The organism is Ramlibacter sp. WS9 (assembly GCF_003797765.1).
In the GTDB taxonomy this organism is placed as follows: domain Bacteria; phylum Pseudomonadota; class Gammaproteobacteria; order Burkholderiales; family Burkholderiaceae_C; genus Ramlibacter.
The window spans coordinates 128663-155600 of the sequence record NZ_RKMB01000013.1 but is presented as its reverse complement, the minus strand read 5'-3'; the positions used below and the strand labels follow the sequence as shown (position 1 = coordinate 155600).

At 66.4% G+C, this 26938-nt stretch carries 28 protein-coding genes; 11 read left to right on the top strand and 17 right to left on the bottom strand.

The window, feature by feature from the left end; genetic code table 11:
• The first annotated feature begins 2 nt into the window (after positions 1 to 2).
• The gene (locus tag EEB15_RS19635) at positions 3 to 329 is read left to right on the top strand and encodes a hypothetical protein (RefSeq protein WP_141511573.1); all 327 of its coding nucleotides are present in this window, start codon (positions 3 to 5) and stop codon (positions 327 to 329) included.
• Here the strand turns inward: EEB15_RS19635 and EEB15_RS19630 are convergent.
• The 5 genes from EEB15_RS19630 to hutU are packed head-to-tail and all read right to left on the bottom strand — an operon-like array spanning position 326 to position 6274.
• Positions 326 to 1126, bottom strand: coding sequence for an ABC transporter ATP-binding protein (locus EEB15_RS19630; RefSeq protein ID WP_141511572.1), 801 nt, complete (start codon positions 1124 to 1126; stop codon positions 326 to 328). The genes EEB15_RS19635 and EEB15_RS19630 overlap by 4 nt on opposite strands.
• A gap of 7 nt (positions 1127 to 1133) precedes the next feature.
• The gene (locus EEB15_RS19625; RefSeq protein ID WP_141511571.1) at positions 1134 to 1913 is read right to left on the bottom strand and encodes an ABC transporter permease; all 780 of its coding nucleotides are present in this window, start codon (positions 1911 to 1913) and stop codon (positions 1134 to 1136) included.
• 1 nt (position 1914) lies between these two features.
• Entirely contained in the window at positions 1915 to 2859 is a 945-nt protein-coding gene (locus tag EEB15_RS19620) for an ABC transporter substrate-binding protein (RefSeq protein WP_141511570.1), read from the bottom strand.
• 44 nt (positions 2860 to 2903) lie between these two features.
• Positions 2904 to 4541, bottom strand: coding sequence for a histidine ammonia-lyase (hutH, locus tag EEB15_RS19615; RefSeq protein WP_141511569.1), 1638 nt, complete (start codon positions 4539 to 4541; stop codon positions 2904 to 2906).
• 29 nt (positions 4542 to 4570) lie between these two features.
• Positions 4571 to 6274 (bottom strand): urocanate hydratase, encoded by a 1704-nt coding sequence (hutU, locus tag EEB15_RS19610; RefSeq protein WP_141511568.1) that lies wholly within the window; start codon positions 6272 to 6274, stop codon positions 4571 to 4573.
• 109 nt (positions 6275 to 6383) lie between these two features.
• Between hutU and hutC the strand changes: the two genes are divergently transcribed.
• Genes hutC through EEB15_RS19585 form a run of 5 tightly spaced genes read left to right on the top strand, consistent with a single transcriptional unit; the run spans position 6384 to position 11027 of the window.
• The gene (hutC, locus tag EEB15_RS19605) at positions 6384 to 7094 is read left to right on the top strand and encodes a histidine utilization repressor (protein ID WP_141511567.1); all 711 of its coding nucleotides are present in this window, start codon (positions 6384 to 6386) and stop codon (positions 7092 to 7094) included.
• A 4-nt stretch (positions 7095 to 7098) separates the two neighbouring features.
• On the top strand, positions 7099 to 7653 hold the full coding sequence (locus tag EEB15_RS19600; protein ID WP_141511566.1) for a HutD family protein: 555 nt from the start codon (positions 7099 to 7101) through the stop codon (positions 7651 to 7653).
• Positions 7654 to 7688: 35 nt separating this feature from the next.
• On the top strand, positions 7689 to 8864 hold the full coding sequence (hutI, locus tag EEB15_RS19595) for an imidazolonepropionase (protein ID WP_233259551.1): 1176 nt from the start codon (positions 7689 to 7691) through the stop codon (positions 8862 to 8864).
• A complete protein-coding gene (gene hutG / locus EEB15_RS19590; RefSeq protein ID WP_141511564.1) occupies positions 8861 to 9661 on the top strand; it encodes an N-formylglutamate deformylase in 801 nt (266 codons plus the stop codon). Before hutI ends, hutG begins: the two co-directional genes overlap by 4 nt.
• On the top strand, positions 9651 to 11027 hold the full coding sequence (locus tag EEB15_RS19585; protein ID WP_141511563.1) for a formimidoylglutamate deiminase: 1377 nt from the start codon (positions 9651 to 9653) through the stop codon (positions 11025 to 11027). Before hutG ends, EEB15_RS19585 begins: the two co-directional genes overlap by 11 nt.
• 16 nt (positions 11028 to 11043) lie before the next feature.
• Here EEB15_RS19585 and EEB15_RS19580 read toward each other — a convergent pair whose 3' ends face one another.
• A complete protein-coding gene (locus EEB15_RS19580; RefSeq protein ID WP_141511562.1) occupies positions 11044 to 11886 on the bottom strand; it encodes a helix-turn-helix domain-containing protein in 843 nt (280 codons plus the stop codon).
• An 80-nt stretch (positions 11887 to 11966) separates the two neighbouring features.
• Here EEB15_RS19580 and EEB15_RS19575 point away from each other — a divergent pair, with 80 nt between their 5' ends.
• On the top strand, positions 11967 to 13202 hold the full coding sequence (locus EEB15_RS19575; RefSeq protein WP_141511561.1) for an MFS transporter: 1236 nt from the start codon (positions 11967 to 11969) through the stop codon (positions 13200 to 13202).
• Here EEB15_RS19575 and EEB15_RS19570 read toward each other — a convergent pair whose 3' ends face one another.
• Positions 13203 to 13685, bottom strand: a complete 483-nt coding sequence (locus EEB15_RS19570; protein ID WP_141511560.1) for a PIN domain-containing protein — start codon at positions 13683 to 13685, stop codon at positions 13203 to 13205. It lies immediately after the preceding gene.
• The gene (locus EEB15_RS19565; RefSeq protein WP_141511559.1) at positions 13685 to 13990 is read right to left on the bottom strand and encodes a hypothetical protein; all 306 of its coding nucleotides are present in this window, start codon (positions 13988 to 13990) and stop codon (positions 13685 to 13687) included. The genes EEB15_RS19570 and EEB15_RS19565 overlap by 1 nt, the downstream gene beginning before the upstream one ends.
• Positions 13991 to 14098: 108 nt before the next feature.
• Between EEB15_RS19565 and EEB15_RS19560 the strand changes: the two genes are divergently transcribed.
• Genes EEB15_RS19560 through EEB15_RS19550 form a run of 3 tightly spaced genes read left to right on the top strand, consistent with a single transcriptional unit; the run spans position 14099 to position 17169 of the window.
• Entirely contained in the window at positions 14099 to 15757 is a 1659-nt protein-coding gene (locus tag EEB15_RS19560; protein WP_141511558.1) for an AAA family ATPase, read from the top strand.
• A gap of 9 nt (positions 15758 to 15766) precedes the next feature.
• Positions 15767 to 16570: a general secretion pathway protein GspB gene (locus tag EEB15_RS19555; RefSeq protein ID WP_141511557.1), complete on the top strand. Its 804-nt coding sequence runs from the start codon at positions 15767 to 15769 to the stop codon at positions 16568 to 16570.
• Positions 16570 to 17169, top strand: a complete 600-nt coding sequence (locus tag EEB15_RS19550; protein WP_141511556.1) for a histidine phosphatase family protein — start codon at positions 16570 to 16572, stop codon at positions 17167 to 17169. The genes EEB15_RS19555 and EEB15_RS19550 overlap by 1 nt, the downstream gene beginning before the upstream one ends.
• Before the next feature lie 725 nt (positions 17170 to 17894).
• Here EEB15_RS19550 and EEB15_RS19545 read toward each other — a convergent pair.
• Positions 17895 to 18608: a hypothetical protein gene (locus EEB15_RS19545; protein WP_141511555.1), complete on the bottom strand. Its 714-nt coding sequence runs from the start codon at positions 18606 to 18608 to the stop codon at positions 17895 to 17897.
• Positions 18609 to 18826: 218 nt separating this feature from the next.
• Between EEB15_RS19545 and EEB15_RS19540 the strand changes: the two genes are divergently transcribed.
• Positions 18827 to 19363, top strand: coding sequence for a polymer-forming cytoskeletal protein (locus EEB15_RS19540; RefSeq protein WP_141511554.1), 537 nt, complete (start codon positions 18827 to 18829; stop codon positions 19361 to 19363).
• 4 nt (positions 19364 to 19367) lie between these two features.
• Here EEB15_RS19540 and EEB15_RS19535 read toward each other — a convergent pair whose 3' ends face one another.
• The 8 genes from EEB15_RS19535 to EEB15_RS19500 form a co-directional block, all read right to left on the bottom strand.
• Positions 19368 to 20246, bottom strand: coding sequence for a sugar phosphate isomerase/epimerase (locus EEB15_RS19535; protein ID WP_141511553.1), 879 nt, complete (start codon positions 20244 to 20246; stop codon positions 19368 to 19370).
• Between the two features lie 4 nt (positions 20247 to 20250).
• Positions 20251 to 21150, bottom strand: a complete 900-nt coding sequence (locus tag EEB15_RS19530) for an NAD(P)-dependent oxidoreductase (protein WP_141511552.1) — start codon at positions 21148 to 21150, stop codon at positions 20251 to 20253.
• Between the two features lie 2 nt (positions 21151 to 21152).
• Positions 21153 to 21851: an SDR family NAD(P)-dependent oxidoreductase gene (locus EEB15_RS19525; protein ID WP_141511551.1), complete on the bottom strand. Its 699-nt coding sequence runs from the start codon at positions 21849 to 21851 to the stop codon at positions 21153 to 21155.
• Entirely contained in the window at positions 21841 to 22803 is a 963-nt protein-coding gene (locus EEB15_RS19520; RefSeq protein ID WP_141511550.1) for a tripartite tricarboxylate transporter substrate binding protein, read from the bottom strand. The genes EEB15_RS19525 and EEB15_RS19520 overlap by 11 nt, the downstream gene beginning before the upstream one ends.
• Positions 22804 to 22824: 21 nt before the next feature.
• Complete coding sequence (locus tag EEB15_RS19515; RefSeq protein ID WP_141511549.1) at positions 22825 to 24009, bottom strand: dihydrodipicolinate synthase family protein; 1185 nt, start codon at positions 24007 to 24009, stop codon at positions 22825 to 22827.
• Between the two features lies 1 nt (position 24010).
• Positions 24011 to 25174: a Gfo/Idh/MocA family protein gene (locus EEB15_RS19510; protein ID WP_141511548.1), complete on the bottom strand. Its 1164-nt coding sequence runs from the start codon at positions 25172 to 25174 to the stop codon at positions 24011 to 24013.
• Positions 25175 to 25185: 11 nt separating this feature from the next.
• Positions 25186 to 26169, bottom strand: a complete 984-nt coding sequence (locus tag EEB15_RS19505; RefSeq protein ID WP_141511547.1) for a tripartite tricarboxylate transporter substrate binding protein — start codon at positions 26167 to 26169, stop codon at positions 25186 to 25188.
• 92 nt (positions 26170 to 26261) lie between these two features.
• On the bottom strand, positions 26262 to 26912 hold the full coding sequence (locus tag EEB15_RS19500) for a TetR/AcrR family transcriptional regulator (protein WP_141511546.1): 651 nt from the start codon (positions 26910 to 26912) through the stop codon (positions 26262 to 26264).
• Positions 26913 to 26938 lie beyond the last annotated feature (26 nt).

The window sequence follows — 26938 nt, the reverse complement described above, 5'->3', positions numbered from 1 at the left end:
GCATGGCGCGCCGCCCGCACTATCACGTCTACGTCGTAGAACTCGCCGATCAGGTGTGGAACGCCGCGCGCTTTCGCCGCGCGAATCCGGATTACCAACTGGGCAAGCCGTTCGTCTACGTGGGCATGACGGGGCTCGACCCGGACGTGCGTTTCGACAAGCACAAGGCCGGCATCCAGTCCAACACATACGTGCGCAATCACGGCCTGCGGCTGCTGCCGGGGCTGTACGAGAAGTACAACCCGATGCCCTACGAGGCGGCGCGTGAGATGGAAGTGGAGTTGGGGATCGCGCTGCGCGCAGCTGGGTATGGGGTTTGGCAGGGTTAGGTGTCGCCCGGCAACGCGGCCAGCAAGCCGGCCGCCCGTTGGACTTCGATGCGGATCTCTTCCGTCAGCCGGGCCTTGAGTTCCACAAATACAGGGGTGGTCTTCACCGAGTAGTGGCGCGGATGCTCGATGGGCACCGCGAGGTCGCACTTGATGCGGCCGGGGCGTGCGCTCATCACCACCACACGGTTGCCCATGAAGATCGCCTCGTCGATGTCGTGGGTGACGAACATCACCGTCTTGCGCTCGGCTTCCCAGATGCCCTGCAGCAATTCCTGCATCAGCTCGCGCGTCTGGTGGTCCAGCGCGCCAAAGGGTTCGTCCATCAACAGGATGCGCGGCGCGTTGGCCAGTGCCCGGGCCAGCGCGGTGCGCTGCTGCATGCCCCCGGACAGCTGCTTGGGAAAGTGGCCCTCGAAACCCTTGAGCCCTACCTTGGCAATGAACTGCATCGCGATGGCATGCTGTTCGGCCAGCGGCAAGCCCTTTTCGCGCAGGCCGAAGCAGACGTTCTGCAGCACCGTGAGCCAGGGAAAGAGCGTGTAGCTCTGGAAGACCATGCCGCGGTCCGGCCCAGGGCCCACGACCGGGCGGCCGTCGAGCTCGATGCTGCCCGCGGTGGGCGTATCGAGACCGGCCACCATGCGCAGCAGGGTGCTCTTGCCGCAGCCCGACGGGCCCAGGATGGTGATGAAGTCGTTCTCTTCGACTGAGAGGTCGGTGGCTTGAAGCGCCACCGTGCCGCCGTTGGCTCCGGCGAACGTCTTGGACACGCGGGTGATTTCGAGAATGCTCATGGGACGATTACCGGCCAAGTTGCGCCCATGGGAAGAGCTTCCTGTTGAATGCCTTGAAGGCGAAGTCGCTGGCCAGGCCGATCAGTCCGATGACGATGATGCCGAAGATGATCTGGTCGGTGGCCAGCAATGCCTGGCTGTCGGTGATCATGTGGCCGATGCCGCTCGAGGCGCCGATCAGCTCGGCGACGATCACATAGGTCCATGCCCATCCCAGCACCATGCGCAGCGTCTCGGCGATCTCCGGCGCGCTGCTGGGCATCAGCACCCGCGTGACGATGCCGCGGTCGCCGGCGCCCAGTGTGTACGCCGCCTCGACCAGGTCGCGCCGGGTGTTGCCCACGCTCACGGCAATCATCAGCACCAGCTGGAAGAACGAGCCGATGAAGATCACGGCCAGCTTCTGCGCCTCGCCGATACCGGCCCACAAAATCAGCAATGGGATGAACGCGGAGGCGGGCAGGTAACGCGCGAAGCTCACGAACGGTTCGAAGAAGGCCTCGACCGGCTTGTACGCGCCCATCAGCACGCCCAGCGGCACGGCCAGCACGGCCGCGATCGCGAAGCCGCCCAGCACGCGCCATACGGTCATCCCGATGTCCTTGATGAACCCCTGGTTGGCCAGCAGGTCGTAGCCCGAGCGGACCATGGTGATCGGGTCCGCGAGGAACGTCTTGGAGACGAAGCCGCCCAATGTGGCGGCGGCCCAGACCAGGAAGAACAGGACGAAGAAAGAGATGCCCAGCGCGACGCGCGTGCCGGGAGCGACTTGGACGAGTGGGCGCACGTTACTTGAGGAAACGTGTGTCGGCCAGCTTGCCCATGTCGGGCATCGACTTGATGATGCCCGCCTCCATCAGCAGGTCAGCGGCTTCCTTGCTGAACGCCGCATGCTCGCCACTGAAGAACTTCATGTTGGCGGCACGGTCTTGCCAGCGCAGGAAGCCCGCGGATTTCGCGAACGCTTCGCCGCTTTGCTTGACGTCCGCGCCCATGATTTCGTAGCTTTTCGCCGGCTCCTTCTGGATCATCTCCAGGGCGTCGAAGTAGGCGTCGGCCAGGGCCTTGGCTGCGCGGGTGTTCTCGGCGAGGAACTTGGGTGTGCAGCCGAACGTGTCCATCACCATCGGGTAGTCCAGCGTCGTTGCGATGATCTTGCCGGCTTCGGGTTTGGCGCGCACAGCACCGAGATACGGCTCGTACGTCATGGCCGCATCGACGCCGTCGGTGCCCGCGATCATCGCGTTGGCCGCGGCCTGCGGCTCCAGGTTGACGACCTTCACGTCCTTGATCGACATGCCGTTCTTCTTCAGCATCCATGCCAATGCGAAGTAGGGCGACGTGCCCGGTGCGCTGGCGGCGACGGTCTTGCCTTTGAGGTCGCTGATCTTCGTGATGGCAGGCTTGACCACCATGCCGTCTGCGCCGTAGCTTTTGTCCAGCTGGAAGATCTGCGTGGTGGCGACGCCGTTGGCGTTCCAGACCACCCAGGTTTCCACCGTCGTCGCGGCGCATTGCACGTCGCCGGAGGCGATGGCCAGGTGGCGGTCTTTTTGCGGAATCTTCTTGATCGTGACGTCCAGGCCGTGCTTCTTGAAGATGCCCGCTTCCTTGGCCAACGTCAGCGGCGCGAAGCCCGTCCAGCCGGAAATGCCGATGGCGACCTTGGTTTCCTGCGCGTGCGCCGCGAGGCAGGCGAGGGCGGTGAGCGAGAGGGCAAGCAACTTCTTCATGGTGAGACTCCGTGGGTTGAAGGTGAAGGTGGTCAAGGCAGCATTCATGCCAATCTGAGGGCTTGTAGCGCGGGAATCTGTGCTTCGATGGCGTGCCCGATGTCGCCGGCCGCGACAAGGTGGTGCACCGCTTCGATGTCGCGCGCCAGGCTGCGGTCCTGCATCATGGCCGGCGAAACGCTGCGCACCAGGCGCAGCACGCCCTCCAGCCCCGGCGCGCTGGTGAGCGGACGGAGGAACTCGATGCCTTGGGCTGCGGCGAGCAACTCGATCGCGACGATGTGCGCCGTGTTCTTCAGCATCGGCTGCAGCCTGCGGGCGGCGAACGTCGCCATGCTCACATGGTCTTCCTGATTGGCGGAGGTGGGCAGGCTGTCGACGCTGGCCGGGTGGGCGAGCGACTTGTTCTCGGACGCCAGCGCCGCCGCCGTCACGTGAACGATCATGAAGCCCGAGTTCAGCCCGGGATCGGGCGTGAGGAAGGGCGGCAGGCGCGACACCACGGTGTCGACCAGCATCGCGATCCGCCGTTCGGTGATGGCGCCGATCTCCGCAATGGCGAGCGCAAGGCCATCAGCGGCGAGCGCCACCGGCTCGGCGTGAAAGTTGCCACCGGAGACAAGCTCCCCCCCGAAGTGGCCTTTGGCCACCTCCCCCTCAAGGGGGCGTCGCCAGTGGCCCGGCAGAGCCGGTTCCACGGCGCCCCCGCGAACTTCCGCCTGCTCCGGAAAGACCAGCGGGTTGTCGGTGACGGCGTTGGCTTCGCGCACCAGCACCAGCGCCGCGTGCCGCATCTGGTCGAGGCATGCGCCCATCACCTGCGGTTGGCAACGCAGGCAGTACGGGTCTTGCACCCGGTCATCGTCCTCGAGGTGCGACTTGCGGATCTCGCTGCCCACCGCCAGCGCACGATAGGCCGCCGCGCAAGCGATCTGGCCCGGTTGGCCGCGCACTGCATGGATGCGCGGATCGAACGGCCCGTCGCTGCCGCGCGCGGCGTCGAGCGTCAGCGCGCCGGAGATCACCGCCGCTTCGAAGAGGCGGTCGGTGGCCAGCAGTGCGTTGATGGCCAGCGCCGTCGACACCTGGGTGCCGTTGATCAGCGCCAGGCCCTCCTTGGCGGAGAGCTTGATGGGCTTGACCCCCGCGCGCTCCAGGCCGTGTGCCGCAGGCATGCGCTGGCCCTGATAGAACACCTCGCCTTCGCCGATCAAGGGCAGGCTCAGGTGGGCCAGAGGCGCGAGGTCGCCGGACGCGCCGACCGAACCCTGGCAAGGGATGACGGGCGTCAGGCCCTGGTTGTGCAATGCCAGCAGCGTGTCGACCACTTCTTCACGCACGCCCGAATAGCCGCGCGCCAGGCTTGTCGCCTTGAGCAGCAGGATCAATCGCACCACGCGCTCATCGAGCGGATCGCCCACGCCGACCGCATGCGAGCGCAGCAGCTTGAGCTGGAGGATCGCGAGATCTTCTTTCGCGATGCGTGTCGTGGCGAGCTTGCCGAAGCCGGTGTTGACGCCGTACACGGGCGCGTCGCCTTCGGTGGCCTTGCGCACCAGTTCCGCACTCGCGCGGATACCGGTGCGGCAGGCTGGGTCTAGCGCGACCTGCAGGCGTTCGGTCCCGCTCAGCCGGCGCAGTTGTGCGAGCGTGAGTTCGCCGGGGTGGAGTAATTCCGTCATGCGTTGTTCGTCTTGAGCTTGGCCACGGATCACCCGAGCATCGGCAGGTTGAGGCCGTTCTCGCGCGCACTGGCCTTGGCGATTTCATAGCCCGCGTCGGCGTGGCGCATCACGCCCGTAGCGGGGTCGTTGAAGAGAACGCGCCCGAGTTTTTCGGCCGCATCCTGCGTGCCGTCGCAGACGATCACCACACCGGAGTGCTGCGAGTAGCCCATGCCGACGCCGCCTCCGTGGTGCAGGCTGACCCAGGTGGCGCCGCTCGCGGTGTTGAGCAGCGCGTTGAGCAGCGGCCAGTCGCTCACGGCATCACTGCCGTCCTTCATGCTCTCCGTTTCGCGGTTCGGCGACGCGACGGATCCGCTGTCCAGATGATCGCGGCCGATCACGATGGGCGCCTTGAGTTCGCCGCTCTTCACCATTTCGTTGAAAGCCAATCCGGCGCGATGGCGCTCGCCGAGGCCGATCCAGCAGATGCGCGCAGGCAGGCCCTGGTAGCTGATGCGTTGCTCCGCCATGTCCAGCCACTGGTGCAGGTGCTTGTTGTCCGGGAACAGCTCTTTCATCTTGGCGTCTGTCTTGCGGATATCTTCCGGGTCGCCTGAGAGCGCCACCCAGCGGAACGGACCGACGCCGCGGCAGAAGAGCGGGCGGATGTAGGCCGGAACGAAGCCGGGATAGTCGAAGGCATTCGCCACGCCGAAATCCTTCGCGACCTGCCGCAGGTTGTTGCCGTAGTCCACCGTGGGAATGCCCATCTCGTGGAAATCGAGCATGGCCTTGACGTGCACCGCGCACGACTCGCCGGCGGCTTGCGTCAAGCGCGCGTGCTGCGCAGGGTCTTTCTGCGCGGCCTGCCATTGCTCTACGCTCCAGCCCGCGGGGAGGTAGCCGTTGATGATGTCGTGCGCGGAAGTCTGGTCGGTCACGATGTCGGGCCGGATGCTGCCTGCTTTCGCTCGGCGCACGAGCTCGGGCACGATCTCAGCCGCGTTGCCGCACAGGCCGATGGAGATCGCCTCCTTGCGCAACGTATGGTGCGCGATGAGTTGCAGCGCCTCGTCCAGGTCCTTGGCTTGCTTGTCCAGGTATTTGGTGCGCAGGCGGAAGTCGATGCGGCTCTGCTGGCACTCGATGTTGAGCGAGCAGGCGCCCGCGAACGACGCGGCCAGCGGCTGCGCGCCGCCCATGCCGCCCAGGCCGGCAGTTAGCACCCAGCGGCCGCGCAAGTCGCCGTTGAAATGCTGGCGTCCTGCCTCGACGAAGGTTTCGTACGTGCCTTGGACGATGCCCTGCGTGCCGATGTAGATCCAGCTGCCGGCCGTCATCTGGCCGAACATCATGAGGCCCGCGCGATCCAGTTCGTTGAAGTGTTCCCAGGTGGCCCACTTCGGGACGAGGTTGGAGTTGGCGATCAGCACGCGCGGCGCACCTTCATGCGTGCGAAACACACCCACCGGTTTTCCCGACTGCACCAGCAGGGTTTCGTCGGGCCGGAGCTTGCGCAGCGAGTCGAGGATGGCGTCGAAGCAGGGCCAGTTGCGCGCCGCCTTGCCGATGCCACCGTACACGACCAGCTCATCCGGGTTCTCCGCGACGGCGGGATCCAGGTTGTTCTGGATCATGCGGTAGGCGGCCTCGATCTGCCAGTTGGCGCAGCTGAGCTGCGTGCCCTGCGGCGCGCGCACGGGGCGGGCCTTGCTATCGAGGTAGGGAGTCTTCGAAAGATCTGACATTGCGTGCCTCCAGAGAGCTGTCATGCCGGGCTTGACGGCATCCAGGTGTTCAATGCGGCGAATCGTAGTTGTCTATACAACTTGTGTCAACTGGGGTATTCTTCGGCCCATGGGAAAAAACGACGTCCCCGCCTACGAACAGGTCAAGGCCTGGATCAGGCAGCACATCGCCAGCGGCCAGTGGAAGCCGGGCGACCCCGTGCCCAGCGAAGCGGCGCTGATGCAGCAATTCGGGATCAGCCGCATGACGGTGAACCGCGCCTTGCGCGAACTGGCCGCGGAAGGGCTGGTGACACGGGTGCAAGGGTCGGGCACGCGCGTCGCGCAGCTGCATCGCATTTCGTCCCGGCTCACCATTCGAGACATCCACGAAGAAGTGGTGGAGCGCGGCCACACGCACACCACCCGCGTGCTGAGCGCGGAGCGTGAGAAGGCGAATGGGGATCTGGCGGTGTCCCTGGGGCTGCGCCCGGGCGCGTCCGTCTTCCATACCGTGCTCGTCCACATGGAGAACGGCGTGCCCATCCAGTTCGAGGACCGCTACGTCAACCCCGCGGCAGCACCAGGCTACCTCGACACCGATTTCACGCAGACATCGCCCACGCTCCATCTGCTGGAGAACGCGCCGCTGACGGAGGCCAGCTATTCGATCGAAGCGTGCCTGCCGACGGCGCAGGAGGCGAAAGAGTTGGGGATCAAGCGCGCCGAACCTTGTCTGGTGATGATGCGGCGCACCGTGAGCGGCGCCCACGTGGCCAGCGTCGCGCGCCTCATCTACCCCGGGACGCGTTACAGTTTCGCAGGACAGTTCCAGGCATGACACCATGAGTTGGCACCGCATCGCTCTTCAAGACGTCCGCCCCGCGCCCTGGCGCAATGGCGGCGGAACGACCCGTGAACTGGTCGCCTTCCCCGTGCGCGACCCATGGCATTGGCGGTTGTCGGTGGCGGACATCGCGCAAGACGGGCCATTTTCTGCGTTCGAAGGCGTGCAGCGGTGGTTTGCCGTGCTGCAGGGCGCGGGTGTCCAGCTGTCCATCGATGCCGCGGATCACACGCTGACGACGGAGTCTCTGCCGCTGGCCTTCGACGGCGCGGCATCGACAATGTGCCAGATGATCGCCGGCCCGACGCAGGACTTCAACCTCATGGTGCGACTGGGCCGCGGGCTGATGGAGCGCGTGCGCGGTGACGCAGCCAAGGCCGTCTCGTCCGGTAGCGCGATCGGTTTGTGGTCCGGCGGATCACCGGCGAAGGCAACCTTCGAAGGCCAGACGATCGAGCTTACGCCCCACACCTTGGCCTGGCGGCATCTCGATCTCGGTGGACGGGTCGAAGTGAGCGCGCCGGACGGCTTGTGGGTGGAGATCGCCGAGTGAGCCTCGAACTCTGGACCGGATGCCGCGCAGCGACCATGCAGCGGGACGCCCCCGTTCCCTATGGCTTGATCGAGGATGCGGCCATCGCAGTCGAAGGTGACCGCATCGCATGGATCGGCCGCCGCCAGGATTTGCCGAAGAACGTCGAAGCGAACTGCAACCGGCACCACGACGCCCGCGGCGCGCTTGTGACCCCGGGCCTCATCGACTGCCATACGCACCTCGTCTACGGCGGCGACCGCGCGCATGAATTCGAATTGCGCCTGGGCGGTGCGAGCTACGAGGACATCGCACGCGCCGGCGGGGGCATCGCCTCGACGGTCAAGGCGACACGTGCCGCGAGCGAAGCGGAATTGTTGGCGCAGAGCCTGCCGCGCTTGAGGGCGCTGATGGGCGAAGGCGTCACCACGATAGAGATCAAGTCCGGCTACGGCCTCTCGCTGGAGCACGAAGCCAAGACCCTGCGCGTGGCCCGAACGCTGGCCGAACAAGAACCCGTCGACGTGCGCACAACCTTTCTCGGTGCGCACGCATTGCCGCCGGAATTTGCCGGCCGGGCCGACGACTACATCGATGAAGTCTTGGCGATGCTGCCCGCCTTGCATGAGCAGGGGCTGGTGGATGCCGTGGATGCGTTCTGCGAGCGCATTGCCTTCAGCACGGCGCAGACCGAGCGCGTGTTCGAGGCGGCGCGCAAGCTCGGCTTGCCGGTGAAGCTGCATGCCGAACAGTTGAGCGACAGCGGCGGCGCGCAACTGGCCGCCCGCTATGGCGCTTTGAGCTGCGACCACCTGGAGTGGCTGGGCGAGGAGGGCGCCGCCGCGATGGCGCGCGCCGGCTCGGTGGCGGTGCTGCTGCCGGGCGCTTTCTATTTCTTGCGCGACACGCGGGTGCCGCCGATCACAATGCTGCGCGAGCACGGTGTACCCATGGCCGTGTCGACCGACTGCAATCCCGGCAGCTCGCCTTGCACCTCGCTGCTGCTCATGCTCAACATGGCCTGCACGCTGTTCCGCCTCACGCCGCAGGAGGCGTTGGCGGGCGCCACGCGCAACGCGGCGCAAGCACTGGGCCTCAAAGACCGCGGCGTGCTGTCACCCGGATTGCGCGCGGACTTCGTCTTGTGGGACGTCGAGCAGCCCGCGCAATTGAGCTACGCGATGGGATCGAACCCCCGTCGCCAGACGGTGCACGGAGGCCGACCGGCATGAGCCTGATCTTGAACCGGGGCACCGCGCCGTTGCTGGTGAGCATGCCGCACATCGGGACCGACATCCCTGCGGAGTTGCGAGAGAACTATGTGCCGCGCGCCCTCGACGTCGAAGACACCGATTGGCACCTGGTGCGCCTGTACAACTGCCTGCCGGCACTGGGTGCATCCGTGCTGCGCCCGCGCTGTTCGCGCTACGTGATCGACCTGAACCGCCCGCCCGACGATGCGCCGATGTATCCCGGCGCATCGAACACCGAGCTGTGCCCCACGCACTTTTTCAACGGCGACCTGCTGTACCGTGAAGGGCACGAACCGCCCCCGCACGAGCGACAGCGGCGGCGCAGCTTGTACTGGCAGCCGTATCACGACACGTTGCGCACCGAGCTGGAGCGCATCAAGGCCGAGCACGGTTTTGTGCTGCTGTGGGACGCGCACAGCATCCGCTCGCGCATCCCCTGGCTGTTCGAGGGCGTGCTGCCGGACCTGAACATCGGTACCGCGAGCGGTGCCAGCGCGCACGAGTCGATCGCACGGGCAGTGGCCGCGGCCGCTGCGGCTTATGGCGACGTGAGCCAGGTCATCAACGGCCGCTTCAAGGGCGGCTACATCACGCGGCAATACGGCGACCCGGCATCGGACGTCCACGCCGTGCAACTCGAGATGTGCCAGAACCTCTACATGAGCGAAAAGCCGCCTTTCCGGTACAAGGACGACCGGGCCGCGCGTGTGCAGCCGGTACTGCGCGACATGATGTCGGCCGCGTTGGCGGCTTGCAGGAAGCTGTATGGCCGCTGAAGCAACTCGCTACTGGGCGCCGGCCGCCTGGGTGAACGGTGCGTGGGCGCAGGACGTGCTGCTCGCCGTTGGCGCACACGGCCGCTGGGCCGAAATCATTCCTGGTGCTGCACCCGAAGTGCGGCAAGGTGCGCGTCCGTTGAGTGGCCCGGTGCTGCCCGGCCTCGTCAACGGGCACAGCCACGCATTCCAACGGGCGATCGCCGGCTTGACCGAACGCAGCGCCAGCGGTGAAGACGATTTCTGGCGCTGGCGTGACCGCATGTACAGCGCGGCCAACCGTGTCTCGCCGCAGCAGCTGGAAGCCATCGCGGCGTTTCTCTATTCCGAATTGCTGCGCGCGGGCTACACACAGGTCTGCGAATTCCACTACCTGCACAACGGCCTGGACGGCAAGCCCTATGCCGATCCGCAGGAGATGTCGATGGCCCTGGTGCGGGCCGCGCAAAGATCCGGCATCGGTCTCACGCTGCTGCCCACGCTCTACATGCGCTCCGGTTTTGCCGCGAAGGGATTGCGAGAGGACCAACGGCGGTTTGCTTCGACACCGGAGTCGGTGCTGAGGATCGCGCAGTCGGTCGCGCACGAAGCCGGTGACGACGGCTTCGTCACCGCCGGCGTGGCGCTGCATTCTCTGCGCGCCGTGGATGAAGCGTCTATCCATGAGGTCGCGCAGGCCGCGGCCGGCATGCCGATCCATATCCACATCGCCGAACAGCAGCTGGAGGTAGACGACTGCATCGCCCGCCACGGCCGCCGGCCGATCGAGTGGCTGCTGGACAAGATCCCCCTGGACAGCCGTTGGAACCTGGTCCATGCGACGCAGACCACGCCTCAGGAGCTCGAAGGTTTGCGCGGCAAGCGCGCCTCCATCGTGTTGTGCCCGAGCACGGAAGCGAACCTTGGCGACGGCGTCTTCGACCTGCCAGGCTGGGCAGGGCAGAGCGGGAGCTGGTCCATCGGCTCCGACAGCCACGCGACGCGCAGCTGGCAGGAAGAGCTGCGCCTGCTGGAATATTCACAGCGCCTGACGCTGAAGCAACGCAACGTTGTTGCACGAGCCGCGTTGTGCGAGAGCAGCGCGGCCGCGCTGTTCCAAGGCGCGTTGGAAGGTGGCACGGCTGCTGCCGGCGCGCCGCTGGGCGGACTCGCAGTCGGCCAGCGGGCCGACTTCATGGTGGTCGATATGGATTCTCCCGCCCTGGTGGGCGTGCCGGCCGATCACCTGCTCGACGCCCTGGTGTTCTCCAGCCCGGAAGCGCGCTTCACTGAGGTCTACGTCGCGGGCCGTGAGCGGCGCCCGGCGGGGACCGGCGCGCAACTGGCCGATGAGATGCGCCGCGCGATGCGCGAACTTTGGAGTTGACCGCGCTCGCTGCCGCTCAGGTGCCGGCGGGCGAGCGGCCGGCCTGGAAATGGCTCGGCGGCTGCCCCATCGCGGCCTTGAACATCGCGGTGAAGGCGCTGTCGCTTGCATAGCCGCTGGCCGCGGCGACGTGGCTCACCGGCACGCCGCGCGCCAACATCGGCAAGGCGTGCGCGAGGATCGCTTGCTGGCGCCATTGCTGGTAGCTCGTGCCCAGTTCGTCGCGAAACAACCGCGCCATGGTGCGCTCGCTCGCACCCACCTCCGCCGCCCACTCCGCCAGCGTGGCGCGCTGCGAAGGCGCGCGCAACACGTTTTCGCACAGCACGCGCAACCGCTTGTCGCCGGCCTGCGCGTGGGGCAGGGGCACGCCCAGCGCCTGGATATCCGCATGCGTGATTTCGTCGAGTGCGAGGCCGGTGAGCTGTTCTTCGCGAGCGCGGGCTAACGGCTGTGGCGCGTCGAGCGCCTGCACCAATTCGCGCAGCAGCGGAGAAACGACGATGACACGGCAACGCGACCAGCCTGGGGGCGTGGCCGATGCGTCGATGTAGAGCGTGCGGAACTCGGCTTGCTCCAGCACGTGCACGGCGTGGCGCGCACCGGGCGCGATCCAAACCGCCCGCGATGGCGGCACGATGAAGGTGACTTCATCGCCCGTGCCGACGTGCTGCTCGGTCGTCACTTGCATGATGCCGGCGGCGCAGTAGGCCAGTTGCGACCACGCATGCTGGTGCGGCTCGAAGTGGCTGTCGGCGCGCAGGCTGCGCGCACGCACCCGCACCGGCCGCTGCCGGGTCGGCTCGAAGCCATCGGTGTCGCCGACCGGTGTGAGGTGATGAGTGTTCGTCCGAGCCATGGAAACGCTTTGGCGGATTTTCGCCGAAACCTGTCGTTCTGTCGCATTTCAGAAAAGGCAGCCGACACTACGATGGGGGCATGAGCACAACGACAGCAAATGCCGGCGCCGCGGCAGTCCCATGGCGCGACGACGCCGGCGTGATCGGCCTCGTCGGCCTGGCCCACATGATCAGCCACTTCAGCCAGCTCTTGCTGGCACCCCTGTTTCCGTGGCTGAAGGAGGCTTTCAACGCGAGCTACACCGAACTGGGCTTCCTGATGACGCTGTTCTTCGTCGTCTCGTGCGCGGTGCAGGCGGCCTCGGGTTTCCTGGTCGACCGCTACGGTCCCCGCCCCATCCTGTTCGGCGGGCTTGCGCTGCTCGGCCTGGCGGCATTCGGTTTTGCTTTCAGCCCCGACTACTGGACGATGGCGCTGTTCTCCATCGTCGCGGGGGTAGGCAACGGCGTGTTCCACCCGGTCGACTACACGCTCATCAACCGCAAGGTCAGCGCGCCGCGGCTGGGCCATGCGTACAGCTTTCACGGGATCACCGGCAGCCTCGGGTGGGCACTCGCGCCCGCGCTGCTGGTGCCGCTGGCCATCGCGTTCTCCTGGCGCGTGGCCTTGATGGCGGCGGGCGCACTGGCCTATGCCGTGCTGCTGGTGCTCTGGCTCAACCGGTACAAGCTGGACCTGGCGGCCACGGCCCCGCGGCATGCGGCGCAGACGGCCGGCGAAGGCAGCTTCAGCTTCTTGCGTATCCCAGCGGTGTGGATGTGCTTCGGGTTTTTCTTCTTCTATGCGGTGGTGCTGAGCGTCATCCAGGCATTCGCGCCGGAAGCTGCGCGCCAACTGCATGGCGTGCCCATGGCGCTGGCCGCGCTGTGCCTCACGGTGTACATGGTCTGCAGTGCCGGCGGCATGCTGGTGGGCGGCTTCCTGGCGTCCGATCCGGCGCGCTGCGAGCTGGTGGTGGGCGCGGGGTTCGGCATCGCCGCGCTCATTGCACTGATCATCGGCATCGCGCCGGTGCCGGCCCTGGCCGTGCCCGCGCTGTTCGGCGCCATGGGTTTCGCCAGCGGCATCGCCGGGCCGTCGCGGGACTTGCTGGTCAAGAAGTCCACGCCCGACAATGCCACGGGGCGCGTCTACGGCATCGTGTACTCGGGCCTCGACATCGGGCAGGCCGTGTCGCCTCTTATCTTCGGCGCGCTGATGGATCACCGCCAATACCAGGCTGTGTGGCTGGGACTTGTGTTCGTGCAGGCCGTGCTGATCACCAGCGCGTTCAACGTGCGCAAAGTGAGACGAACGGCTCTGGCCTCGGCTTGATCAGGAGCGGGTTGCCTTTGCGACTGCTCGCCTTTTGGCCGCCCGGTAGGGTGCCGGCGGCTCGTGCACCGCGGCCGGCACGAGAAAGGGATTGACAAGTTCGAGGTTACCGAACCGCATGCCGTGTTGCATGTCCTCGGTGTAGAGCGTGGTGCATCCTGCGTCGAGCGCGGCCTGGACGATCAAGGCATCCCACACCGACAGCTGGCTGCTTTGCTGAAGGGCAAATGCACGCAGGACCAACTCGGGTGTGCTGCTCACGACTTCATTTTCCGCCCACGCCTGAACCAGGGTCGAGGCCTGGGTGGGAGAGAGCAACTGCCGTCTCGCGGCGACGGCGTAGAACTCTTGCATGACCTGCGTGCTGATCGTGAATTCACTTGCGCCTATGGCTTCCTGGACCAGTTTGCGGGCAGTGGACTGTTTGGCTGGATCGAGAGCGTCCTGCGCATAGACCAGGACGTTGGTGTCGAAGAAACGCATCAGGAGGGTGCCTTCCGAGGACCTTTGCCTGGGCGGCGCAGCGTGGGGTGGCGTTCGTCCAAGACCTGCTCATACATCTCGTCCCGGCTTTTCCATACGGCGGGCAGGGGAGGACTGCTTCGCGGCGCGGCATCGATCGCGGCCTGCACGCGCAGGTAGCGCTCCAGCCGTTGCGAGCCGGACGCGCGCGCATAGGCTTCCAGTGCCTGGCGGCATATTTCGTTGACGCTGGTTCGCTCCTTGACGGCACGCACGCGCGCAGCCTGGAGCAGCTTATCGTCAATGGAAAGCGTGAGATTGGCCATGACCAAAGTCTACACGGGTTATGTGTAGCGCGGGATGTGTGCCGGACAGGATCGCGGCGGAAACGAGCGGCGCCCGCGTGCCAAAGGCAGGGCGTTATCCTTGCGCCCATGTATGCGCCCTATTTCGGACTGAAGAGCGAACCGTTCTCGATCGCGCCGGATCCGCGCTACCTGTTCATGAGCGACCGCCACCGGGAGGCGTTGGCGCACCTGCTGTACGGGCTGGGCGGGGGCGGCGGCTTCGTGCTGCTGTCGGGCGAGATCGGCACCGGCAAGACGACGGTGTGCCGCCTGTTCCTGGAGCAGATCCCGCAGGACTGCAACGTCGCCTACATCTTCAACCCCAAGCTCACCGTGATCGAGCTGCTGCAATCGGTGTGCGACGAATTCCACATTGCCGTGCCGCAGAGCCTTCGACAAGCTCAGGCCGATCGGGGCGGGCCCACGGTGAAGGACTACCTGGATCCGCTGAACGCCTTTCTGCTCGAAGCCCACGCTGCGGGGCGCAACAACGTCCTCATCATCGACGAGGCGCAAAACCTCTCTGCCGAGGTGCTGGAACAGCTGCGCCTGCTGACCAACCTGGAAACGCGCGAGCGCAAGTTGCTGCAGATCATCCTCATCGGGCAGCCCGAGCTGCGCACCATGCTGGCACGGCCCGAGCTGGAGCAATTGGCTCAGCGTGTCATCGCGCGCTATCACCTCGGTGCGCTGACGCCGGCGGAAACGGCGCAGTACGTGCAGCATCGCCTGGAAGTCGCCGGGCTTTCCCGGCCGCTGCCGTTCGACCGCAAGGCATTGCAGCGCGTGCACGAGCTGTCGCGCGGTGTGCCGCGCCGCGTCAACCTGCTGTGCGACCGGGCGCTGCTCGGCGCGTTCGCCAACAACCAGGCTTTGGTGGATAAGGCCACCGTCGACAAGGCCGCCGCCGAGGTGTTCGACAAGCCCATGCCCGCACCGTCGGCGGCGCGCCGCACGGCCGCGGTGCTGGGCCTTGGCGTGGTGGCGGGCGCGGGCCTGCTGGCGGCGGTGAATCAGGTGGTGCGAGAGCCCGCACGGGCGCCCACGCCGGTCGTCGCCAAGGCCGTGCCGGCCAGCGCACCCGCCAGCACAACCGTGATCACGCCTGCAGAAAAGGCGCCTGCCATCCAGGTTCCCGCAGCGGCCGCCAGCGTCGCCGCGCCCGTCTTGCTGCGCGATTCCAACGAGGCCTGGCGCGAACTGGCGCAGGCATGGAAAGCGGTGCCCGAAGGCAAGGACCCGTGCAGGGCACTGCAAAAAGAACAGCTGCAGTGTTTCAGCAAGAACCTCAACCTGTCGTTGATCCGCGAACTGGGGCGGCCGGGCATCCTGACGCTCGACGCGGAAACCGGCGCGCCCACCTACGCCGTGCTCACGGCCCTGGGCCGCGACAGCGCGACCCTGCGCGCCGGCGGCACCGAACAGACGGTGACGCTGGCGGCGCTGGCCGCGCGCTGGCGGGGTGAGTTCTCCACGCTTTGGCGGGCGCCGCCGGGATACAACAGCCGGGCCGCCGCCGCGCCGGGTGCTGAGACGGTGGACTGGGTGCTTGCACGGCTCGCCGCGACGAACGGCACCTCCCTCCCCAAAGACAGGCGCGAGGCGCACGCCGCGCTGAAGCCGCAACTGCGTGCTTTCCAACTGGCCCATGGATTGACGGCCGATGGCCATCCTGGCCCCTTGACGTACATGCAACTCAATCGCGCCGCGGGCGTCGAAGAACCGCGCCTGCGCACCGAGCCTTAGGCCCCAGCCATGTCATACATCCTCGACGCCCTGAAAAAAGCCGACGCGCAGCGCGAGCGCGATCCCGCGCGTGGCATCCACGCGCAGTCCGCGCGAACCGCGATGGGGGAAGGGCCGCGGCGCGCGGGCAGCACGCCATGGGTCTGGGCGGGCGCCGCGGCGGGCCTTGCCGTGATTGCGGTCGGTGGCTGGTACGTGCTGCGCGATGCGCCCACGCCTCGTCCAACATCCGTCGTAGCGGTGCAAGAGCCATCTTCCGTCGTGATCGCGCCTCCACTCGCAGCCCCGCCGGTCCCGCAGCCGGTGGTAGCGCGGGCCGTGATGCCGCCTCCTGTGGTTGTGGAGCCGCCGGTCGTCGCGCCGCCGATCAGCCCACCGCCAACCGGCTCGCCGCCGCAGTCTGCGCCTGTGCCCAATCGCGCGGATCGTATGCGGGGAAGGCCGTCGATGCCCGAAGGCACACCACCGGCTCCGCCGCCGGGCATGGCGCCACCTTCAGGCGCCGCACCCTCCGGTCCCGCACCGTCCGTTGCGCCCGCGCCCACAGCCCGGCCTGCGCCGCTGTCACCGGGTGCTGCGCCGTCTGCAGCTGCCCCGCTTGCCGCCCCCGTGGCCGGCTTGCCTCCGGACGCGCCCAAGCTCACGATCACAGGCGGCGTGTATTCCGCGAGCAAAGCCCAGCGCATGCTCATCGTGAACGGCAATGTGGTCGCGGAGGGCGCTGACCTGGGCTCGGGCGTAACGCTCGAAGAGATCAAACCCAAGACGGCGGTGCTCGGCTTCCGTGGCGCCCGCTACACCGTGGGGTATTGATGGCCCGCACGCGCACCGCGGCGTCACGTCCCTGGTGGGTGGCGGTGTTGCTCGTGTGCGCGTGGGCAGCACCCATTGCGGCGTTTGCCGACGAAGCGGTGTGGAAGCTGCTCAAGGGCGGCGGCCAGGTCGTGTTGATGCGGCACGCGGTCACCACGCCCGGAGTGGGCGACCCCGAAGGAATGGTGCTGGCCGATTGCAGCACCCAGCGAAACCTCAGCGACGAAGGCCGTGCCCACGCCAGGCAGATCGGCGAAGCGTTCCGCGCGCGGAGTGTCGCGGTCACGCAGCTCTATTCCAGCCCCTGGTGTCGCTGCCTGGAGACGGCGCGGCTCGCGTTTCGCAAGGACCCCGAAATCTCGCCCGCCCTGGCCAACCTGTTCGGCCGGAGCGATCCCGACGGCCGGCAAGTGGCGCAGCTGCGCGCGCTGGCCTCGCGCAAGCCCGCGTCAGGCAACGTCGTGATGGTGACGCACGGTTCAACTGTGCTTGCCTTGACGGGAGTTTCGCCGGCAACCGGTGAGATGGTCGTCTTGACGCCGCAAGGTGGCGGCAAGTTCACAGTGGCGGGGCGGCTCGAAGTCCCTGGGTCGCGGTAGTTTTTTCGATCTCGCAAGTTCTATGCGTCACTTCTCTCCGAAGTCGGTGCTCGTCGACCTCGCGGCAAAGCTGTGCGTGGGCGGGCTGCGGCGCGATGGCTACGGCGTTCGGCATCGCTCGCTTCGCGAGTCTCCAGCCGAATTCCTTGCGCCGGGAGACCCCGCGACCCGCGCGAAAAAACTCTCTCCGCTTTGCTCCGTTCAAACAATTTTCGCGAGCATGAGACGGTCGCACGGCTGAAGCCGTGCTGGGTCGCGGAGTCACCCGCCGCAAGCACCTGGGCTTTATTCGCGCCGCAGCCCGCCCACGCACAGCTTCGCAAATCATCGAGGCGCGCCACCGGTAGAGTGCCAACACTTCACGGGGCCGCCGACACGTCGGCGCACCACCGCTGGCACGCCACGCTGTCACTGCAACGCCGTGCATGGCCGGGCCGCGGCGCGAATAAAGCCCAGGCGCCCGCGGTGGACGGTCTTGCGGCCCAGCGTCGCTTGCGACGCGACCGTCTCATGCTCGCGGCACTTGTTTGAGTCGCAGCGTAGCGGAGGCGAGTTGTGCCGCGCGGGCCGCAAGACCGTTCAGCGCGGGGACTCCGGCAGGAGCTTGCGAAAGCAAGCGATGCCGGACGCCGTAGCCATCGCGCCGCGGCCCGGCCATGCACGGCGTTGCCGCGCGGTCCACGATCGCCGCTCTTGGGAAGCAGACGCCAAAAGGAGCGGGCAAGCTAGTTCGTATCGGCCTGCGCAATCGCCGGCTGGAACACCGACCAGCGCCCATCCTTGAACAGGTACAACGCGGACGACAGGCGCGCACCGGAGCCGCCGCCGGCATAGAGTGCCGCAGCACCGAATCGCAGATCGGCGACGGCGGCTTCGTCGGACACGGGCGCATAGACCAGGCCGCCACGGCGCGGCACGGCCACGACGAGGCCTTGGGGGTGCTGCGCCTGCAACTCGCGCCAGAACTCACGATCGAGAAAGTAGCTGCTGTTCAAGTCCGTCGACTCGCTCTGCACCTGCATCAGCGCGCCGCTCCAGGGCTGCGCGGCCGGCGCGCCGTAGAGGCGCTTGAGGTTGGACACAGCGACCTTCAGTGCTTCGTCGGGGCTGAGGCGCAGCCGAGCCAAATCCTGCGACGACGCGCTTTGCATGCTCTGGCCGCCGTCGAACACGAGCCGGATATGCATGTCGCCAAGATACTTGTACCAGCTCGTGTCCAGCTCGATCTCGCGGCCGTCAGCCAGCACCCCGCGAACCTTGCCGAAAGGCCGCAGCGTTTCGTCCTGCTTGTTGGCGCCCTTGGATTCGCGCAGTACGACGATCAGGTTTTCGGCGTTGGTGTTCACAGACGCCGAATCCTGCGCGATGCCAAGCGCAGCGGCGAACACGCTGCCGCAGACCAGGATTGACTTCAGGACGTTGCGGAGTCGGGGCGCCATCGAATTTCTCCTCTGCTCAGCAGCAATGGTGCTCCAGCAGGTTGCTCACGGCAACATCTGTTTACGCAGAGTGCGGAAAAAGTCGCAGACACATCTTTTGCACGTCTGAAGCGGGCAACGAACTTGGTTACCGAACTTGCTCGGCGGCGTGAACATGTAATGCCGCCCATCCGTAGCATCGGCAGCTCATTCAACGCCACTCAGAGGAAGTACAAACCATGGCAATGCAATCCCCCTTCTTCAACAAGCGCGAGCCCGACGCGTACAGCCAGCGCAACCCCGGCAACCCGAATGCCGCGGCTGCGTCCGGCGCGGCGGCTGCCGCCGCGGCGCCCACCACGCCTGCGGCCAACACCGCGCCGGCCAAAGAGGGTGAAAGCAAGCTCACCGTGGGCCCGAACATCAAGCTGAAGGGCGTCGAGATCACCGATTGCGACACACTGGTGGTCGAAGGCTCGGTGGAAGCCACGATGGATTCGCGCGTCATCCAGATTTCCGAGCGCGGCTCGTTCAAGGGTTCGGCGGACATCGACATCGCCGAAATTCGTGGCCAGTTCGAAGGCAACCTGACGGTGCGCCAGAAGCTCACCATCTACGCGACCGGCAAGGTGACGGGCCGTGTGCGCTACGGCAAGGTGGTGATCGAAGAGGGCGGCCAGCTGTCCGGCGAGATCGACTCGGGCACGGCGGCCAGCCGCAGCACCAGCAACACGACCAGCGGCGGCGGCCGCACCGGCCTGCAAGTCGCGGGCTGACGAATCAGACCGCGGCGCGGTGCCGCTGGACGCAAGTGTCCAGCACCTCGCCGTGGTCCTTTTGCCACCAGTTTCCGGTGGAAAAGATCTCCACCTCGCTGTAGCCGGCGAACCCCTGTTCCTCCACCCACCCGCGGATGCGCGGGATGTCGATGACGCCGTCGCCCATCATGCCGCGGTCGTTGAGAAGGTCGGTGGTCGGGGTCATCCAGTCGCAGACATGGAACGCCAGCAGGCGGTCCTTGCCGGCGCGCATGATCTGCGCTTGCAGCTTCGGGTCCCACCACACGTGATAGACATCGACGGCGACGCCCAGCGCGCCCGTCCGTCCGGGGTCGAGCTCGTCGCACACATCCAGCGCCTGTTCCATCGTGTTGATGCACGCGCGATCCGCCGCATACATCGGGTGCAGCGGCTCGATGGCGAGCGGCATGCGCAGCGACCGCGAATAGTCCAGCAGTTCGGCGATGCCGTCGCGCACCTGGCTGCGTGACAGGGCGATGTCCTTGTGCGCGGCCTTGCCGGCCAGTGCGCCGGGCAATCCTCCCACCACCAGCACCAGGCACGCTGCGTTCAGCTCACACGCTTCGTCGACCGCACGCCGGTTGTCGTCTCTTGCAGCGCGAAGGCCTTGTGCATCGGCCGCCGGGAACATCCCGCCTCTGCAGTAGCCCGAGAGTTCCAGGCCGTGGGTCTTCACAAGGCTTGAAATTGTGTCCAGCCCGGCAACCGCGACCTGGTCGCGCCAGGGCGAGATGGCGCGAATGCCTCGGCGCGCACAGGCTTCGATGATGTCCGGCAATGGCAGGTCCGCGCCGCGGCTCTTGCGCACCGTTGCGGTGTTGATGGAAAGCCAACGATGGTCTTGTGAGAAGTCTCGCATGGGTTCAGTGAGAGTCGGTTCGGTCGCGCCACCACTGGCGGATGATCGCTGCATTGTCCAGGTCGCCGTCTCCGGCTGCGATGGCCCGGCGCATCAACTCGGCGTGGGTCGTGGAGAGCGGCAGTGGTTGGCCGGCAGCGCGTGCGCTTTCCAGCATCAGGTTCACGTCCTTCAGGTGCTGGCGGATGCGCGACTGGGGTTCGAAATTGCCGCTGGCCATCAGGGGACCTTTGATTTCGGCCGCCGCGGAGCGGGCCGGTGTCGCCAGCACCAGAGCCAGAAAGGCTTCGGGCGCGATGCCCAGGCTCTCCGCGAAGGCCATGCCTTCGGCGAGCGCGGCGCGGTTCAGGCCCAGCACGAGGTTGGTGGCCAGCTTGGCTTTGGCCGCCATGCCGGCTTCGCCCACATGGATTCGCTTGTTTGCAATGGCTTCCAGAACGTCGAGGCTGGCAGTAATCGCGTGCGCCTTGCCGCCCAGCAATTGGGTCGCTTCGCCAGCGGCGATCTGCTGGCTGGAGCCCGAGAGCGGGCCTTCGATCAAGGAGATGTCCAACGCTTCGAGCCGTGCGGCCAGCGCTTGCAGCGCATCAGGTGTGCCTGTGGAGCAATCGATCACCGTGTCGACGACATGGCCGGGCGCAAGCAAAGCTTCGGGTCCTTCCAGGACGCCGATCACATCTTTCGTGTCGAACACGGCGAGGACGACGCACCCGCAATGGGCACCAACGTCACGCACGCCGGGCTCCGCCACACCGCCCATTGAGCGCAGCGTGTCTCGCGCTTCTTCCCGCAGGTCAAAGCCGCGGACGGTGAAGCCTGCTGCCAGCAGCCGCTGCGCGAGCGCAGTGCCCACCAGGCCGAGGCCGACGAGTCCGACAATTCGAGAGGGTTCGTTGGAAAGCATAGCTAGGCACCCAGCGAAGCACCGCCGCAGATCTGGATGTCCTGGCCGGTGATGGCCGCGGCGGCCGGGGAGAGCAGATACGCGGCGAGCGAGGCGACTTCTTCGGGCTGGATCAACCGGCCGATGGGCGGCATGCGCGGCGGCGTCTGTTCGCGCGCCGGGTCGCGCAGCATCGGCGTCTGCGTCGCGGCTGGCGACACGATGTTCACCATCACGCCGCGGGTCACCACCTCGGCCGCCCAGCTGCGCGCCAGGGATGCGAGTGCAGCCTTCGTGGCGGCATACTGGCTGCGGCCAGCGATTCCGCGAGCGACACGGCTGCCCACCAGGACCACACGGCCTCGGCCGGCCTGTGCCATAGCGGGCAACACGTGATTGGCCAGGCGTGTGATCGCCTGCACGTGCAGGCCCCACATCATTTCGCCGTCAGTGGGTTGAAGGGTGCCAAGCGCGCCGGTCCGTAACACCCCTGCGGCGTGCACCAGTGCGTCAGGCGCGCCCGCAGCGCGCGCTGCAGCGTCGACTGCGGCGCCGTCGAGCATGTCGATCTTCACAGGCTCAAAACATGGATGTTCGATGGCGGGCGGGGCGACGTCCCATCCGCTCACCTGCCAGCCCTCGGCGAGCAGGCGCTGCGCGACAGCCAGGCCGATGCCCGAGCTGCTGCCCGTCACCAGCGCCCGACGGCCTTCATTCGACACGAATATTGCCTTCGGTGATGATTTTCTGCGAGCGCACCATGTCGGATTGTTGGAACTTGGCGAAGTCGTCCACCGAGCCGGGCGTGAGCAGCAGACCTTGCTGCACGAGCTTGTCCTTCATGTCGGTCGCCAGGGCCTTGTTGACCTCCGTGTTCAAGCGCTGCGTCACTTCGGCGGGGAGCTTCGCGGGGCCCCACAGGCCGTACCAGCTGTAGAACTCGTAGCCCGGAATGGTCTCACCGACGGTGGGCACGTCCGGCAGGTTGGGCGCGCGCGTGGCGGATGTGACCGCGACGACGCGCAGCAGGCCCGCCTTGTGATACTGCAGCGAGCCGAGGATGGGGTCGATGAACCCGTGGATCTGGCCGCCGATCAAGTCCTGGAAAGCCGGGGCCGTGCCCTTGTACGGCACGATCAGGTAGTCGAGGTTGCCGCTGCGCTTGAGCAGTTCGGTGGAGAGGTGACCGGCGGATCCGATGGAGCCGACGGCGAAGGTCATCTTGCCCGGGTTCGCCTGAGCGTACGCGAGCAGCGACTTGATGTCCGTCACCGGCAGGTTCTTGTTGACGGCCACCGAGAGTGGCGCCTTCGCCACCAGGGCCACGGGCTGGAAATCCTTGGTCACCGAGTACGGAACCGACTTCATGGTCATCGGGGCCGTCACGAACGTCGATGCGTTGAACAGCAGCGTGTAGCCGTCGGCCGGAGCCTTGGCCACCAGATCGGCGCCGATGGTGCCATTGCCGCCGGGCTTGTTCTCCACGACGAAGGTCTGCCCCAGCTGCTCGCCCAGCTTCAGTGCCAGTTGGCGGCCAACCGTGTCGAGCGTGCCGCCCGGCGGGAAGGGGATGATGACCTTGACCGGCCGCGTGGGCCAAGCCTGCGCCGACGCGGCGATGGCGGCGGCCGCGAGGACGGCGCCGAGTGCGAGTTTGAAGAACGGTTTGAGCATGGTGTTGTCTCCTGGTTGCTGTTATTCGATGCCGTGGAGGGCGAGAAGTGTTTTCATCCTGCGGGTGGCCACGTCCGGCTGTTCGAGGAGGTTGGCCGCGTCGGCCAACCGGAACAGTTCGGCGAAGTGCGGCAGGGACCGCGTGCTTTGCTGGCCGCCGACCATCGTGAAGTGGCTTTGGTGGCCGTTCAGCCAGGCCATGAAGACGACGCCTGTCTTGTAGAAGCGCGTGGGCGCCGCGAAGATGTGGCGCGACAGCGGCACGGTGGGGCCGAGGATGGCGTGGAACTTGTCGAGGTTGCCCTGCGCCAGTTCGCCCAGTGCCGCGCTCGCGGCCGGCGCGATGGCGTCGAAGATGCCGAGCAGCGCGTCGCTCTTGCCGTGCGTCGGCTCCTTGCCGAAGCCGTCACCGGCGATCAGCTCCGCGTAGTTGAAATCGTCGCCCGTGTACATGCGCACGCCCGCGGGCAGGCGTCGCCGCATCGCGATTTCCTTGTCCTTGTCCAGCAGCGAGATCTTGATGCCATCGACCTTGGAAGGGTTGGCGGCGATGATGCCGAGCGCCGTGTCCATGGCCGCATCAACGTCCTTCGTGCCCCAGTACCCCGCCAATGCCGGGTCGAACATGTCACCCAGCCAATGCAGGACGACGGGCTGCTTGGCCTGCCGCAGGATGCGGTCGTACACGCGCTCGTAATCGGCCGGGCTCTTGGCGACGCGCGCCAATGCGCGGCTGGCCATGACGATCAGTTTGCCGTCGAGCTTCTCGATCGCCGTCATCTGTTCTTCGTAGGCGGCGATGACCTCATCGACGGTCTTGACGTTCTCCAGCACCAGGTGGTCGGTACCACAGCCCGAAGCGACCAGTGCACCGGGCGTGTCTTTGGCCGCATCGAGCGACCGGCGGATCAGCTCCAGTGACGTCGGCCAGTCCAGGCCCATGCCGCGCTGGGCCGTGTCCATCGCTTCAGCCACGCCCAGCCCGAGCGACCACAGGCGCTGCCGGTAGGCGATGGTCGCGTCCCAGTCGACGGCGCATTGCAGCCACGGATCGATGGCGGCGCGCGGGTCGGCGACCACGTGCGCCGCCGAATAGGCGATGCGGTCGAACTTGACGCCGGCGGCCGGTTTGACGGGGGCCGTGCCACGCAGTGTGTAGGTGGCGAGGTCGCCGCCCGACGAGGGAAGTTGCAGCGAGAGCGCCATCTCAGACCTCGAGCTTCGGCACGTCGATCCAGCGCCGCTCTTGCCACGACTGCAGTGCGGCCTCGACCAACTGCACGCCCTTGGCGCCTTCGGGTAGCGTCCAGCGATAGGGTTCGTTCTCCACCACGTGGCGGATGAAATGCTCCCACTGGATCTTGAAGCCGTTGTCGTAGAACTGCGAGTCGGGCACTTCCTGCCACTGGTCGAAGAAGTTCATCATCTGCTTCTCGTCGGGGTTCCACACCGGGCGCGGCGTGGTCACGCGGCTTTGCGCGCGGCACGACGACAGGCCAGCGACAGCCGACCCATGCGTGCCGTCGACGTGGAAGGTGACGAGGTCGTCACGGCGCACGCGCGTGGCCCACGACATGTTCATCTGCGCGATCACCGGCTCGCCGTTGTGACCCACCAATTCAGCCGTGGCGTAAGCGGCGTCGTCAGCCGTGGCCTTGTAGGGTTTGCCGTTTTCGTCCCAGCGCTCAGGAATGTGCGTGGCGCCGATGCACGAAACGGACTTGACCTCACCGAAGAGGTTGTCCAGCACATAGCGCCAGTGGCACATCATGTCCAGGATCATCCCGCCGCCGTCTTCCGTGCGGTAGTTCCAGCTCGGGCGCTGGATCGGCTGCAGGTCGCCTTCGAACACCCAGTAGCCGAACTCAAGGCGAACCGAGAGCATCTTGCCGAAAAAGCCGGCGCGGCGCAGCATGTCGAGCTTGCGCAGGCCCGGCAGGAACAGCTTGTCCTGCACGGCGCCGTGCTTCAGGCCCGACTTCTTGGCCAGCCGTGCGATCTCCACCGCTTCGTTCAGGTTGGTCGCAATCGGCTTTTCGCAATAGACATGCTTGCCGGCACGGATCGCCTTGGCCAGCAAGGTGGGGCGCATCTGCGTGGTGCCCGCATCGAAGAAGATCGTGTCTTCCTTGTTCTCCAGCGCCTTGTCGAGGTCCGTGCCCCAGCGCTCGATCTTCCACGTCTTGGCCAGCGCTTCCATCTTCTCGGCGTTGCGGCCGATGAGGATCGGGTCAGGCATGACCTTGTCGCCGTTGGAAAGCGTCACGCCGCCCTGGTTGCGGATGGCGACGATCGAGCGGATCAAGTGCTGGTTCATGCCCATGCGTCCGGTGACGCCGTGCATGATGATTCCGAGTCTTTGGGTGGGCATGTTTCGCTCCTTCAGTTCTTTTGCACTTCGAGGCCGGCGGCTTTCACCAGCACGGCGTTCGACTTGATCTCACCTGCGATGTACGCGTCGAATTGCTCGGGCTTGAGCGTCCAGGCATCGGCACCCAGCGCGGCGAAACGCTCTTTCACCTCGGGCGTGGCCAGGGCCTTCAACACCTCTTCGTTCAGGCGATTGACGATTTCCTTCGGCGTCTTGGCGGGCGCCATCATGCCGATCCAGAAATTGAATTCCGAACCGGGCACCCCGGCTTCAGCCGTGGTCGGCACATCGGGCAGGGCGCTGGCACGCTTCGGCGAGCCGACAGCGAGGGCCAGCAGCTGGCCGTTCTTGATCTGGCCGATCACGGGTGCGATGGGCGAGAAGTAGTAGTCCACCCGGCCAGACATCACTTCCGTCACGGCCTCAGCGGAGCCCTTGAACGGGATATTGGTGGCGTCGATCTTCGCCGCATGCTTGAACTTCTCGGCGTTCAGGTGCGTGGCGCTGCCCTGGCCGGCCGAGGCGAAGTTCATGCTGCCCGGTTTGGCGTGAGCGGCGGCCAGCAGGTCCTTGAGCGACTTGATGTTCTTCGACGGCGAAATGACCAGCACGTTCGGCGTGCTGGAAATCGGCGTGATGCCGACGAAATCCTTCTCGGTGTCGAACGGCAGCTTGGCGAACGTCGACGGGCTCACCGTGTGCGACGAGCTGTGGACCATGATCGTGTAGCCGTCCGGCGCGGCCTGCGCCACAGCGGCTTGGCCGATGGTGCCGCTGGCGCCGCCGCGATTGTCGATCACGAGCGTCTGACCCATGCTCTGGCCCATCTTGTCGGCGATGGCGCGGGCAATGATGTCGGTGGTGCTGCCGGCCGCGAAGGGGACGATCACACGGATCGGCTTGTTGGGGTAGGCGCCTTGTGCAAGGGCGCCGATGGGGGCCAGTGCGGCGAGGCCGGCGAGCGAGAGCGCGAGGATGCGGCGAGTGGGATTCACGGGAGAGTCTCCTTGTGGGTCAAAAACTAATTAACCGTTCGGTGAATTATAGGGAAAAAAAGACCGGGCGCAAGCCCGGGGTCGCGGCGTGGCTAGCTCCTCAGCACATAGCCCAGGATCACGTCGCACATGTGGGCCAGCCGCTCGTTCTTCGCTTTGGCGGACAGCAGGTCGCGCCCGAAGATCGCTGACAGCGTGTGGCTGTTGGACAGGTAGAAATAAGAAAGGCCGGCAATGGAGACGTAGAGCTGCAACGGGTCCACGCCGCCGCGGAACGTGCCGTCCTTGCGGCCCCGCTCCAGGATTTCCGCCAGCATCTCGATCAGCGGCGAATTCATTTCGCGCGCGCGCTTGGATTCCTGCAGGTGGCGGGCGCGGTGCAGGTTGGCGCTGTTGAGCAGCGTCAGGAATTCGGGGTGGGCGAGGTAATAGTCCCAGGTGAACTCCACCAGCTTGCGCAAGGCTTCTGCCGGCTTGAGCTCCAGCAGGTTGAGCTTGCGCTCTTCCTCGCGGATGTCGCGGTAGGTCTGCTCCAGCACGGCGCGGAACAGCTGTTCCTTGTCCTCGAAGTAGTAGTAGATCAGGCGCTTGTTGAGGCCCGCGCGCTCGGCGATGCGGTCCATCCGTGCGCCGCCCAATCCGTGGTCGGCGAATTCATCGCGCGCCGCCGCTAAGATGGTGGCTTGCGAGCGGTCGGCGTCGCGCAGCCGCTCTTCGGCGGCTATGGCAGGTACTCGTGGCATAGCGGCATAATTCACCAAAACGTTAA